This window comes from Streptomyces sp. NPDC005728, assembly GCF_040630895.1.
Lineage (GTDB): Bacteria > Actinomycetota > Actinomycetes > Streptomycetales > Streptomycetaceae > Streptomyces.
Genome location: NZ_JBEXYL010000009.1, coordinates 76,608 through 89,492 on the forward strand (window position 1 = coordinate 76,608; position 12,885 = coordinate 89,492).

Here is a 12,885-nt window from a genome sequence, read left to right on the forward strand (position 1 = left end):
CTCCCGTGCGTACAGATCCTCGAATCACGGTGCATCACAGGATGCGCCAACTCACGAGGTCAGGGAGTGAGGGCGGACGGTGCGGGAGACGTTGGGAAACTCGACGGTCGCCGCGGTGGACCTCGCGGCCGGCTACTTCCGGTCCTACTCGGTCGTGGGACTGCTCGCCCTCGTCGGCGTGCTCTTCGTCGCGGTCGCCTTCGGCGCCGGACGCCTGCTGCGCCCCGTCGTGCCCACCCCCGAGAAACTCCTGACCTACGAGTGCGGCGTCGACCCCGTCGGCGAGGGCTGGGCCCACACCCAGGTCCGCTACTACGTCTACGCCTTCCTCTACGTGATCTTCGCGGTCGACTCGATCTTCCTGTTCCCCTGGGCGACGGTCTTCGCCGCCCCCGGCTACGGCGCGACGACCCTGGTGGAGATGTTCATCTTCCTCGGCTTCCTCGCCGTGGGCCTGCTGTACGCCTACAAGAAGGGGGTCCTGACATGGACGTGAACCCGTCTGGTGCGGAGCCTCTCCTGCTTCCCGAGCCGAAGCGGCTGGGCGCCCTCGCCCGGCTCGCCCCCGAGCCGATGAAGGTGGTCCTGAACTGGGGCCGCCGCTACTCGCTGTGGGTGTTCAACTTCGGTCTCGCCTGCTGCGCGATCGAGTTCATCGCCGCGTCGATGGCCCGCCACGACTTCATCCGCCTCGGCGTGATCCCCTTCGCGCCGGGCCCCCGCCAGGCCGACCTGATGGTCGTCTCCGGCACGGTCACGGACAAGATGGCCCCGGCCGTGAAGCGGCTGTACGAGCAGATGCCGGAACCCAAGTACGTCATCTCCTTCGGCGCCTGCTCCAACTGCGGCGGCCCGTACTGGGACTCCTACTCCGTCACCAAGGGCGTCGACCAGATCATCCCGGTCGACGTGTACGTCCCCGGCTGCCCGCCGCGCCCCGAGGCGCTGCTCCAGGGCATCCTCAAGCTCCAGGAGAAGATCGCCCGCGAATCGCTGGAGGAGCGGTACGGGACGTCCAGGCCGTCCGCTGCGGCCCTGCAGAGCGGCCTGGTGAAGCCCCCGCCGCCCGCGTCTTCTGCTGCTGCTTCTTCTGAGGAGGGTGCGCGATGAGCGCGGCCGGCTGGCTGCCCGCCCCCGCCGAGGAACTCTTCGGCCCAGAGGCCACGGCCGAGGAGTCGTACGAGGTCCTGACCGTGGACGTCCCGCCGTCCGCCTGGCTCACCGCACTGGAGACGGCCCGTACGACCCTGTCCTGCACCTACTTCGACTGGCTGAGCGCGGTCGACGAACCGGGCACGGGCTTCCGCGTCTCCGCGCACGTCGTCGCCCTCGCGCCGGTCCGCCGTCTGCTCGTGCGGACGACGGTCCCGCACGAGGCGCCGACGCTGCCCTCCGCCGTGGGCGTCTACGCGGGCGCCGCCTGGCACGAGCGCGAGACCCACGAGATGTTCGGGGTCGTCTTCGAGGGCCACCCGGGCCTGGAACACCTCCTCCTCCCGGAGACCTTCGAGGGCCACCCCCTGCGCAAGGACTTCGTCCTCGCCGCCCGGGTCGCCAAGGCCTGGCCCGGCGCCAAGGAGCCGGGCGAGTCCGAGCACGGCGGGCCCAAGCGGCGCCAGATGCTGCCGCCGGGCGTCCCGGACCCGAACGAGTGGGGCCCCCTGAAGGGCCAGCTGCCGCCCGCCCCCGCGCGCCCGGCCCGCGGCGCCGGGCGCGCCGTCGGCGAGCGTCCGGTACGGGCGGCCGGGGAGCGTCCGGCGGGCGCCGAGCGTCCGGTACGGCGGGCACGCACGGCGGCGGATGGCTCCGCGAGCCAGACCGCCGCAGGCGAGGCTGGGGCTGCCGGCGAGGCTGGAGCTGCCGGAGCTGCCGGAGCTGCCGGAGCTGCCGGAGCTGCCGGAGCCGCTGGGGTCACCGGGGCTGCCGGAGCCGCTGCTCGGCCGCGTCGGACGAGGAGCGCGAGCGAGGGCTCGGTGAGCCAGGCAGCCGCGGAAACGGCTGCCGAAGCCCCGGCGGTACCTGAGCCCGGCTCGGCACCGGCAGGTCCGCGCCGCGCACGCAGCGCCTCGGGCGGCACGGCCTCTCAGCGCGCCCAGGCACCGGAACCGCAGCCGCCCACCGACCGGACGGAACCGGACAGCTCCGCCCGCCGGAGCACGGCCCCGCGCAGCTCGGACGCCCCGTGGCACCACGCGCGCCCGGCGTTCGACGAGCAGCAGCAGCCGCCGGAGCGGGAGCCGACGCAGGCGCCGGAGCCGGAGGCGGAGCGGGCGCCGGAGCAGCCGCCGACGCCGGCACCGGCACCGGCACCGGCACCGGCAGAGGACCGTGTGCCCGAGCCGCAGCCCGAAGAGGGCAAGGCACCTTCCGACCACAGCACCCCCGACGACCCCACAGGAGGCCCGCAGTGAACGACGCGCTGGACGTCGCCCTGCGACTCCTGGTCGTGTTCGCCGTCTTCCTCACCTTCCCGCTGATCGTCGGCCAGACCGAGCACAAGGTGATGGCCCACATGCAGGGCCGTCTCGGCCCGATGTACGCGGGCGGATTCCACGGCTGGGCCCAGCTCATCGCCGACGGCGTGAAGTTCGCGCAGAAGGAGGACGTGGTCCCGGCGGGCGCCGACCGCCGCATCTTCCAGCTGGCTCCCGCCGTGGCCCTGCTGCCGTACCTGCTCGTGCTGCTCGCCATCCCGATCGGTCCGAGCGCGGGGGCGGTCGGCCAGGTCCTGGACGCGGGCGTCTTCTTCGTGCTCGCGGTGATGGGCGTGGGCGTCCTCGGCTCGCTCATGGCCGGCTGGGCCAGCGCGAACAAGTTCTCCCTGCTCGGCGGCCTGCGCACGGCCGCCCAACTGCTCGCCTACGAGCTTCCGATGCTGCTCGCCGCCGCCTCCGTGGCCATGGCGGCCGGAACCGTCTCCCTGCCGGGCATCCTGCACGCCTTCCACTGGTGGTGGCTGCCCTGGCAGATCGTGGGCGCGGTCGTGTTCTTCGTGGCCGGCCTCGCCGAGCTGCAGCGCCCGCCCTTCGACATGCCCGTCGCCGACTCGGAGATCATCTTCGGCGCGTACACCGAGTACACCGGCCTCAGGTTCGCCCTGTTCCTGCTCGCCGAGTACGCCGGGATCGTCGTCCTGTGCGGTCTGACCACCGTCCTGTTCCTGGGCGGCTGGCACGGACCCTGGGGCGCCGACGGCCTGGGCTGGCTGTGGACCCTGCTGAAGACCGCGATCCTCGCCTTCGTCGTCATCTGGCTTCGCGTGACCTACCCCCGGCTGCGCGAGGACCAGCTGCAGAAGCTCTCCTGGACCCTCCTCGTCCCCCTCTCCCTCGCCCAGATCGCCCTCACCGGCGTCGTCAAGGTGGTGATCTCCTAGTGGCTCCCGTTCCTGGCTCCGGCCTCGCCAAGGGCCTGGCCGTCACCCTGCGCACGATGACGAGGAAGTCCGTCACCGAGCAGTACCCGGACGCCCAGCCCGAGCTGCCGCCCCGTACACGCGGAGTGATCGGCCTGTTCGAGGAGAACTGCACGGTCTGCATGCTGTGCGCCCGCGAGTGCCCCGACTGGTGCATCTACATCGACTCCCACAAGGAGACGGTCCCCGCGGCCGCCCCCGGCGGGCGTGAGCGCAGCCGCAACGTCCTCGACCGGTTCGCCATCGACTTCTCCCTGTGCATGTACTGCGGCATCTGCATCGAGGTGTGTCCTTTCGACGCCCTGTTCTGGTCCCCGGAGTTCGAGTACGCCGAGACCGACATCCGCGAACTCACCCACGAGCGCGACAAGCTCCGCGAGTGGATGTGGACCGTCCCGGCCCCGCCCGCCCTGGACGCCGCCGCGGAGGAGCCGAAGGAGATCGCCGCCGCCCGTAAGACCGCCGAGAAGTTGGCGGCCGCGCAGGCCGCACCACAGGAGGGGGACTCGTGAGCCTCGCCGCAGCCCAGCACGGCTTCCTGTCCCCGACCGGGGTCGAGATCGCGTTCCTGCTCGTCGGCCTGGCCACCTTCGGCGCGGCCCTCGTCACCGTCACCACCCGGCAGCTGGTGCACGCCGCACTGTGGCTGGTGGTCACCCTCGGCGGCCTCGCCGTCGAGTACCTCCTGCTCACCGCCGAGTTCATCGCCTGGGTGCAGGTCCTCATCTACGTGGGTTCCGTCGTCGTCCTCCTCCTGTTCGGCTTGATGCTCACCAAGGCCCCCATCGGCCGCTCCCCGGACGCCGACTCCGGCAACCGCTGGATCGCCCTCGCCGTCGCGGTCGTCGCCGCCGGCGCCCTGGTGTGGGTGGTCGTCGACGCGTTCCGCGCGACCTGGATCGACCTGGACGGCCCCGCCGCCGGCACCACCCGCGTCACCGGCGAGAGCCTGTTCCAGAACTGGGTCCTGCCCTTCGAGGCCCTGTCCGTCCTCCTCCTCGCGGCCCTGGTCGGCGCGATCGTCCTGTCCCGCAAGGCGAAGGCGGACGCTGCCCCCGGCACCCCCGGCACACCGGCCGTCGCGGACACCCCCGTGGCCGCCCCCGGCGAGAAGGAAGGCGCCCGCTGATGCACCTCGCCTATCCCGCGGTTCTGTCGGCGCTCCTCTTCTGCACGGGCCTGTACGGCGTCCTCGCCCGCCGCAACGCGATCCTCGTCCTGATGTCGGTCGAGCTGATGCTCAACGCCGTCAACCTCAACCTGGTCGCCTTCGACGTCTGGCTCAGCCGGGCCGCCCAGGAGACCCTGCACTCCGGTCAGGCGCTGACCCTGTTCACCATCGCCATCGCCGCCGCCGAGATCGGCATCGGCCTGGCGATCGTGCTCGCCGTGTACCGCAACCGCGGCACCTCCGACATCGACAAGCTCCGCGACACCGCCGAGGGCCACGGCGACGACACCGGCGGCCCCGACACCGACGCCCCCGCGGCCGAGAAGGCTGAGGCCACCGCGTGACCACGACCACCCTCGCCGTCCTCGTCCCCCTCCTGCCGTTCCTGGGCGCAGCGGCCGGCCTGCTCCTGGGGCGCACCGCCCCCGGTTTCGTCCGCCCGCTCGCCGTGCTGCCGACCCTGGCCGCCCTGGTGCTGGCCGCGCTGGTCGCCGTGCGTCAGGGTGGCGGCCAGCCCATCGAGACCCACACCGAGCTGACCCCGACCGGTTCCGTGCCGATCGAGCTGGCCCTGTACATCGACGGCTTCGCCGCGCTCGTCGCCGTCCTGGTGGCCTTCGTCGCGACCTGCGTGCAGATCTACTCGACGGGCTACCTGCGCGACGACCCGCGCTACCCCTCCTACGCGGCCCTCGTCTCCCTGTTCACCTCCGCGATGCTCGTGGTCGTCTACTCGGGCGACCTGATGGTGCTGCTGGTCGGCTGGGAAGTCATGGGCATCTGCTCCTACTTCCTCGTCGGCCACTACTGGGAGACCCCCGAGGCCCGCGCCGCCTCCCTGAAGGCCTTCCTCGTCACCAAGCTCGGCGACGTGCCGTTCCTCATCGGCCTGTTCGCCCTGGCCACCGACGCCGGGTCGTTCCGCATCACCCGCGTCCTGGGGGCCGTGGCGAGCGGCGGCATCGACCACCCCACCCTGATCGCCCTGCTGCTGCTCGCCGGCGTGGCCGGCAAGTCGGCGCAGTTCCCGCTGCACACCTGGCTCCCCGACGCGATGGCGGGCCCGACGCCCGTCTCGGCGCTGATCCACGCCGCGACGATGGTCGCCGCCGGTGTCTACTTCGTCGCCCGTCTCCTTCCGCTGTTCGAGGCGTCCCAGGCCGCGATGGTGGTCCTCGCCGTGATGGCCGCCGTCACGATGGCCGGCTCCGGCCTCGCCGCGCTCGCCCAGGACGACATCAAGCGCGTCCTCGCCTACTCGACGATCGGCCAGCTCGGCTACATGACCGGCGCCCTAGCCGTCGGCGACCGCGGTGCCGCCGTCTTCCACCTCCTGTCGCACGGCGCCTTCAAGGCGCTGCTGTTCCTCGCCGCCGGCGTGATCATCCACGCAGCCGGCACCAACTCGCTGGCCGCCATGTCCCGCATGAGTCACCTGCGCGACCGCGTCCCGGACGCCTACTGGACGATGACCGTGGCGCTCCTCGCGCTCGCCGCGATCCCGCCCTTCAGCGGCTTCTTCTCCAAGGAGTCCGTCCTCGGCGCCGCCGAGCACGCGGCCACCGGTCACACCGACCAGGCCCCCGGGGCGGCGGGCTGGATCGTCCTCGTCGCCGGTCTGCTGACGGCCCTGCTCACCGCCGCCTACGCCGCACGCCTGTGGCTGCTGGCCTTCCGCGGCCGGGGTGCCGAGGCCCCCGACCACGGCCGCCAGCCCCTGACGATGACCGTGGTGCTGTGGGTCCTGGCCGTGCCCTCCCTGGCCTTCGGCGGGCTCGCCTACCGCTCGCTGCCCGGCTGGTTCGACGGCCGCGACCTGACCCCGACGCTCCTCACCTCCATCCTCGGCACGGGCCTCGCGCTGGTGGGCGGACTCCTGGCCTACGGCGCCTGGCAACGCACCAGCGCGCTCGCCGCCCGCATCCCGACGGGCGCGGTCGCCGCCCATCCCGAGGACGGCGCGGGCCTGGTCGAGGCCGAAGCCATCGCCAGCCACGAGCCGGTCTACGGCAACATCGCCTACGCGCCCGACGCGGCGGACCCCGGCCGGCTGCTGCTCGGCCCGCTGTACCGGCACGCGGCCGTCGGCTTCCACCTGGACGCCGTGTACGCGGCGCTGTTCGTCCGCCCGGTCCAGGCCGGGGCGAGTCTCGTCCGGTTCCTCGACAGCGAGGTCGTCGACACCTACGTACGCGGCGCGGCCGCCCTGCCCCGCCTGCTCGGCGCAGCCGTGCGGCGCGCGCAGACCGGCAACGTCCAGACCTATGTGAGCGCGCTGCTCGCCGGCACCGTCGTCCTGGCGGTCGCCGCCCTCCTCGTCGCCACGGGAGCGTGAGCAGGCGTGATCGATATCAACGAGTCCGTGATGCAGTTTCTTCTGGCGTTCGTCGTCGCCGGCCCGCTTCTCGGCGCCGTCGCCGCTCTCCTGCCGGCCCCGCCCGGACTGAAGGGGAAGTCGCCCGAGCAGGCCGTGCTGCGGCACGGTGTGACCGTGACCGGCGTGATCCTCATCGCCGCGATCGTCCTCGCGCTCGGCTTCGACCACGACCATCCGTCGAAGATGCAGGCCACGACCGACATCAGCTGGATCCCGGCGCTCGACGTGCGGATCCACCTCGGCATCGACGGCATCTCCCTCCCCCTTCTGGTCCTGACCGCGCTGCTGACCTTCCTCTGCGCGCTCTACTCGTACTTCAAGCCGCCAGCGGGCCCGTCCCCGAAGGCGTTCGTCGCGCTGATGCTCCTCCTCGAGTCCGGCACCCTCGCGACCTTCGCCGTCCTCGACCTGCTGCTGTTCTTCCTCGCGTTCGAGATGGTGCTCATCCCGATGTACTTCCTCATCGCCCGCTGGGGCGGCGAGGGCCGGACCCGGGCCGCGTGGAAGTTCATCCTGTTCACGCTGCTCGGCTCCGTCGTCATGCTGCTCGGCCTGCTCCTGATCGGAATCAAGGCGGGCACGTTCGACATGGTGGCACTCGCCACTGACAACGGCCGGTCGCTGACCACATCCGTGCAGGTCATCGCGGTTCTGGCGATCGGGATCGGGCTCGCGGTCAAGACGCCGATGTGGCCGCTGCACAGCTGGCTGCCCGACGCCCACACCGCCGCCCCGACCGTCGGCTCGGTCCTGCTGGCCGGTGTCCTGCTGAAGATGGGTACGTACGGGTTCGTCCGGATCCTGCTGCCGATCGCGCCGGACGGCTTCCACACGTTCGCGCCCTACCTCGCCGCGTTCGCCGTGGTCGGGATCATCTACGGGTCCCTGGCCTGCCTGGCCCTCGCGAAGCAGGGCGCGAAGGGCGACCTGAAGCGGCTGATCGCCTACTCCTCGGTCGGCCACATGGGCTTCGTCCTGCTGGGCATCGCCACCATGACCCCGACCGGTGTGAACGGTGCCCTCTTCGCCAACATCGCCCACGGACTCATCACCGGCCTGCTGTTCTTCCTGGTCGGCGCGCTCAAGGACCGCACGGGCAGCACCGACCTCGACACCCTTGCCGAGGAGACCGGCGCCGCCCTCTACGGCAGGGCCCCGCGCTTCGGCGGACTGCTCGCCTTCGGTGCCGTGGCCTCGCTCGGCCTGCCCGGACTCGCCGGGTTCTGGGGCGAGATGCTCGCCCTGTTCGGCGCGTTCAACCCCGCCGCCGACCTCAGTCGGCCCGCGTTCCTCACCTTCATGTCGATCGGCGCGTTCGGCACCCTGCTGACGGCCGCGTACATGCTGATCGTGGTCCGCCGGGTGTGCATGGGCGCCGCACCGCAGGACATGCCGAGGCTCGCGGACGTCCAGAGCTACGAGTTCGCGGCCTGGACCCCGCTGGTCGCCCTCACCGTCGTCGCCGGACTGTGGCCGAGGGCCCTGCTCGGCCTGACCGACCCGGCCGTGCAGCAGCTCCTTGCAGGAGGCACCCGATGAGCGCCCTGGCCCAGTCCGCGGTCCAGTCCGTCGACTGGCTCGCGATCGCGCCGCCCACCCTCGCCGCGGTGGTCGCGCTCGCCGTGCTCGTCGCCGACCTGTTCGTCCCCGAGGCGCGCAAGCCCCTACTCGGCTGGGCCTCCGTAGCCGGCCTCGCCGCCGCCACGCTGATGCTGCTGCCGCTGCTGGACGGCGACCGCAGCACCTTCTGCCTGACCGGTCACGCGGGCGTGTGCAGCTACACCGCCGACCACTTCACCCTCGTCATCCAGTTCCTCGTCCTCGGCGGCGCCCTGCTGGTGGCCCTGCTGTCGGTCACGAACCTGAGGGACGACCAGCGGCGCGTCCCGGCGGGGGAGTTCTGGTTCCTGCTGCTGTCCTCCGCGGCCGGCGCCGCCCTGCTGCCCGCCTCCCGCGACCTGGCCACGCTGATCGTCGCCCTGGAGGTCGCCTCCCTGCCCGCCTTCGCCCTCGTCGGCATCCGGCACGGCGACAAGCGGTCCTCCGAGGCGGCCCTGAAGTTCTTCCTGTCCTCGGTCACCGCCACCGCGGTGAGCCTGATGGGCATCAGCTTCGTGTACGCCTCGACGGGCACCCTCTACCTCACCCAGGTCGCCCAGCGGATCCAGCACGTCGACGGACAGCTCCACACCCTCGCCCAGACCGGCGTCGTCCTCACCCTCGTCGGCTTCGCCTTCAAGACGGCCGCCGTCCCGTTCCACTTCTGGGTTCCCGACACCTACGTGGGCGCGCCGCTGCCCATCGCCGCCTACCTGTCCGTCGTCGGCAAGGCGGTCGGCTTCTCGGGCCTGATCCTCGTCACCGTCGTCGCCTTCCCGTCGTACGCGGACGTCTGGGGGCCCGCGCTCGCCGCCCTGGCAGCCCTCACCATGACTGTCGGCAACGTCGGCGCCCTGCGCCAGCAGGCCACGCGCGCGTACAGCGCCGTACGCCTGCTCGCCTGGTCCTCCGTCGGTCAGGCCGGCTACCTCCTGGTGCCCATCGCCGCCGCCGGATACGTCAAGGACGGTCAGAAGGCGATCGGCTCCACGGTCGCATACGCCCTCATGTACGCCGCCGTGAACCTCGGCGCCTTCGCGGTGGCCGCCCTGGTGGGCCGTACGAAGTCCCTGAACCGGATCAGCGACTACCGGGGCCTGTACGCCTCCCACCCCGGCGCGGCCCTTCTCCTGGCCTTCTTCCTGCTGTGCCTCGCCGGGCTCCCGCCGGGCGTGATCGGCCTGTTCGCCAAGGTCACCGTGTTCTCGGCGGCCGTCGACGCCGGCCTGGGCTGGCTCGCCGTGGTGATGGCCGTCAACGTGGTGATCGCCCTCTTCTACTACCTCCAGTGGACGGCCGTGCTGTTCCGCGCCCCCGAGGGCGAACCCGCCCGGCACCGGGTCCCGGCCCCCCTCACCGCCGCGCTCGCCCTCACCGGCGTCCTCGGCGTGGCCCTCTCCGGCGCGCCCCAGCTGGTCCTGCGCTTCGCGGCCACCGGCCTGTTCTGAGGGCCCGCCACGCGCGCGTGGGCCACCCGTGCTCCCACGCGCGCGGAGGGCGTAAGCGCGTGCGGAAGGACGTAAGAGCACGTCACCCGTACAGCCGACGCGTGCCGACGCACGCACAAGGGAACTTGTCGCCGTCGCCTGGCGTTGACCAGAGCGGGAGGGTCCACTGGACCAAAGGGTTCCCCTGCTGCACGACTTGGAGGGCGTACCGTGCACCGCCGGCACAACGGGCTAAGGACGGCAGTACTCCTCGGGGGGCTGTCGGCACTCATCATCGTCATCGGCAGCTTCTTCGGCCGTACGGGCCTGATCGTGGCGGTCGTGATCGCGCTGGGCACGAACGCGTACGCGTACTGGAACAGCGACAAGCTGGCACTCCGCGCGATGCGCGCCCGCCCGGTGAGCGAGTTCGAGGCCCCGGCGCTGTACCGGATGGTCCGCGAGCTGTCCACGCAGGCCCGCCAGCCCATGCCCCGCCTGTACATCTCCCCGACGGAGGCCCCCAACGCCTTCGCGACGGGCCGCAACCCGCGTAACGCAGCCGTGTGCTGCACCGAGGGCATCCTGCGCCTGCTCGACGAACGCGAGCTGCGCGGTGTCATCGGCCACGAGCTGAGCCACGTCTACAACCGAGACATCCTGATCTCCTCCGTGGCCGGCGCGCTGGCCTCGGTGATCATGTTCTTGGTCAACTTCGCCTGGCTGATCCCGGTCGGCCGTTCGGACGACGACGACGGCCCCGGTCTGCTCGGTCTGCTGCTGATCATGATCCTGGGCCCGATCGCCGCCAGCCTCATCCAACTGGCCATCAGCCGCTCCAGGGAGTACGAGGCGGACGCGTCGGGCGCCCAGCTCACCGGCGATCCGCTGGCCCTGGCCAGTGCCCTGCGCAAGCTGGAGGCCGGTACCCAGCAGCTTCCGCTGCCTCCCGAGCCCCGGATCGAGACCGCGAGCCACATGATGATCGCGAACCCCTTCCGGGCAGGCCAGGGACTGACCAAGATGTTCTCCACGCACCCGCCGATGGCGGAGCGCATCGCCCGGCTCGAAAAGATGGCAGGTCGCAACCAGTGAAGACCATCCTGAACATTATTTGGCTCATCCTGAGCGGCTTCTGGCTGTTCCTCGCCTACCTGCTCGCGGGTGTGATCCTGTGCATCACGATCATCGGCATCCCGTTCGGCGTCGCGGCCTTCCGCATCGGCGTCTACGCCCTGTGGCCCTTCGGGTACACCACGGTCGAGCGCCGGGACGCGGGCGCCCCCTCCTGCGTCGGCAACGTGCTGTGGCTGGTCCTGGCCGGCTGGTGGCTGGCTCTCGCTCACATCACCACTGGCATCGCCCTGTGCCTGACGATCATCGGCATCCCGTTCGGCGTCGCCAACTTCAAGCTGATCCCCGTCTCCCTGCTGCCGCTGGGCCGCGAGATCGTCCCCACGGACCAGCCGTTCGCGACGCGCTGACCTACCGCCCGGGAGTCCCGTCGGCCCCGTCGACCGAGCCGGAGCCGCGCCCCGCCCACCAGCGCCGTACGCCGTAGGCGGCCACGCCCGCGGCCAGCACTCCCGCACCCGCAGCGACCGAGACCGCAGGGAGCGCGAACGCCAGCGTCGCGCAGCCCAGCAGCCCCACGGCCGGGACCACCCGCGCCGACGGGGCCCGGCTCAGCGTCCAGGCGGAAGCGTTGGCCACGGCGTAGTAGGCCAGCACGCCGAACGAGGAGAAGCCGATCGCGCCGCGCACGTCCACCGTCGCGGCCAGCACGGCGACCACGGCGCCCACGGCCAGCTCGGCCCGGTGCGGGACCTGGAACCGCGGGTGTACGGCGGCCAGCGCCCGGGGCAGATGCCCGTCACGGGCCATGGCCAGCGTCGTCCGGGACACGCCGAGGACCAGCGCGAGCAGCGAACCCAGCGCTGCCACCGCGGCCCCCACCCGCACCACGGGTACGAGCCCCGGCACCCCGGCTGCCCGTACCGCGTCCGCCAGCGGGGCCGCCGCATGCCCCAGACCGTCGGCGCCGAGGACACCGAGCACGGCCACGGCCACACACACGTACACGACCAGTGCGATCCCGAGGGCCAGCGGAATGGCGCGCGGAATGGTGCGCGCGGGATCCCGCACCTCCTCGCCCAGGGTCGCGATCCGCGCGTACCCGGCGAACGCGAAGAACAGCAGACCGGCCGCCTGAAGCACCCCGGCCGCACCCGACGGCACTCCGATGCCGAGCCGTCCGGCGTCGGCCTCTTCGGACGTCAGACACACGACCACCACGGCCGCGAGGACGGCCAGCACCACGGCCACGATCACCCGCGTCAGCCACGCCGACTTCTGGATGCCGCCGTAGTTCACGGCGGTCAGCGCCACCACGGCCGCCACCGCCACCGCGTGCGCCTGCCCCGGCCACACATACGCCCCCACCGTCAGCGCCATGGCCGCACAGGAGGCCGTCTTGCCGACGACGAACGCCCAGCCGGCGAGATAGCCCCAGAACGGGCCCAGACGCTCTCTGCCGTACACGTACGTCCCACCCGACGCCGGATAGCGGGCGGCCAGGCGGGCCGAGGACATGGCGTTGCAGTAGGCCACCACGGCCGCGACGGCGAGCCCGAGCAGCAGCCCCGGCCCGGCGGCGCGCGCGGCGGGGCCCAGGGCGGAGAAGACGCCGGCCCCGACCATCGAGCCGAGGCCGACGATTACGGCGTCCCGTAGTCCCAGGGTGCGGCGCAGGCCGGTGCCGGAGGGTGTCATGGGCCGCACCCTACTGATCGCCGCAACCGGCTGGTGGACCCGCGACGTCCTCTTCATCGACAGAGCACGAACACGCGCGCGACGTACAGCCGATCCTCACCGGATTCTCAGCGGCGGGACAGCA

13 protein-coding genes are annotated in these 12,885 nt (G+C 72.0%); 12 read left to right on the top strand and 1 reads right to left on the bottom strand.

Annotated features, from left to right (window positions below):
- Nucleotides 1–79 precede the first annotated feature (79 nt).
- From ABZ471_RS09310 to ABZ471_RS09365, 12 genes are all read left to right on the top strand, one after another.
- Entirely contained in the window at nt 80–496 is a 417-nt protein-coding gene (locus ABZ471_RS09310; RefSeq protein ID WP_359064189.1) for an NADH-quinone oxidoreductase subunit A, read from the top strand.
- Complete coding sequence (locus tag ABZ471_RS09315; RefSeq protein ID WP_359064191.1) at nt 487–1,110, top strand: NADH-quinone oxidoreductase subunit B family protein; 624 nt, start codon at nt 487–489, stop codon at nt 1,108–1,110. The genes ABZ471_RS09310 and ABZ471_RS09315 overlap by 10 nt, the downstream gene beginning before the upstream one ends.
- Complete coding sequence (locus tag ABZ471_RS09320) at nt 1,107–2,411, top strand: NADH-quinone oxidoreductase subunit C (protein WP_359064194.1); 1,305 nt, start codon at nt 1,107–1,109, stop codon at nt 2,409–2,411. The genes ABZ471_RS09315 and ABZ471_RS09320 overlap by 4 nt, the downstream gene beginning before the upstream one ends.
- The gene (locus ABZ471_RS09325; protein WP_359064196.1) at nt 2,408–3,376 is read left to right on the top strand and encodes a complex I subunit 1 family protein; all 969 of its coding nucleotides are present in this window, start codon (nt 2,408–2,410) and stop codon (nt 3,374–3,376) included. Before ABZ471_RS09320 ends, ABZ471_RS09325 begins: the two co-directional genes overlap by 4 nt.
- Nucleotides 3,376–3,927, top strand: a complete 552-nt coding sequence (locus ABZ471_RS09330; protein ID WP_359064198.1) for an NADH-quinone oxidoreductase subunit I — start codon at nt 3,376–3,378, stop codon at nt 3,925–3,927. Before ABZ471_RS09325 ends, ABZ471_RS09330 begins: the two co-directional genes overlap by 1 nt.
- Nucleotides 3,924–4,544: an NADH-quinone oxidoreductase subunit J gene (locus tag ABZ471_RS09335; protein ID WP_359064200.1), complete on the top strand. Its 621-nt coding sequence runs from the start codon at nt 3,924–3,926 to the stop codon at nt 4,542–4,544. The genes ABZ471_RS09330 and ABZ471_RS09335 overlap by 4 nt, the downstream gene beginning before the upstream one ends.
- Nucleotides 4,544–4,930 (top strand): NADH-quinone oxidoreductase subunit NuoK, encoded by a 387-nt coding sequence (gene nuoK / locus ABZ471_RS09340; RefSeq protein WP_359064202.1) that lies wholly within the window; start codon nt 4,544–4,546, stop codon nt 4,928–4,930. The genes ABZ471_RS09335 and nuoK overlap by 1 nt, the downstream gene beginning before the upstream one ends.
- Nucleotides 4,927–6,921 (top strand): NADH-quinone oxidoreductase subunit L, encoded by a 1,995-nt coding sequence (locus ABZ471_RS09345; RefSeq protein WP_359064204.1) that lies wholly within the window; start codon nt 4,927–4,929, stop codon nt 6,919–6,921. Before nuoK ends, ABZ471_RS09345 begins: the two co-directional genes overlap by 4 nt.
- Before the next feature lie 6 nt (nt 6,922–6,927).
- The gene (locus ABZ471_RS09350) at nt 6,928–8,502 is read left to right on the top strand and encodes an NADH-quinone oxidoreductase subunit M (protein ID WP_359064206.1); all 1,575 of its coding nucleotides are present in this window, start codon (nt 6,928–6,930) and stop codon (nt 8,500–8,502) included.
- Entirely contained in the window at nt 8,499–10,010 is a 1,512-nt protein-coding gene (locus ABZ471_RS09355) for an NADH-quinone oxidoreductase subunit N (RefSeq protein ID WP_359064208.1), read from the top strand. Before ABZ471_RS09350 ends, ABZ471_RS09355 begins: the two co-directional genes overlap by 4 nt.
- 210 nt (nt 10,011–10,220) lie before the next feature.
- Complete coding sequence (htpX, locus tag ABZ471_RS09360) at nt 10,221–11,084, top strand: zinc metalloprotease HtpX (RefSeq protein WP_359064210.1); 864 nt, start codon at nt 10,221–10,223, stop codon at nt 11,082–11,084.
- Nucleotides 11,081–11,473 (top strand): YccF domain-containing protein, encoded by a 393-nt coding sequence (locus ABZ471_RS09365; RefSeq protein WP_359064212.1) that lies wholly within the window; start codon nt 11,081–11,083, stop codon nt 11,471–11,473. Before htpX ends, ABZ471_RS09365 begins: the two co-directional genes overlap by 4 nt.
- 1 nt (nt 11,474) lies before the next feature.
- Here ABZ471_RS09365 and ABZ471_RS09370 read toward each other — a convergent pair whose 3' ends face one another.
- Nucleotides 11,475–12,761 carry an amino acid permease gene (locus tag ABZ471_RS09370; RefSeq protein WP_359064214.1) on the bottom strand — a complete coding sequence of 429 codons (1,287 nt, stop codon included), beginning with the start codon at nt 12,759–12,761 and terminating at the stop codon, nt 11,475–11,477.
- Nucleotides 12,762–12,885 lie beyond the last annotated feature (124 nt).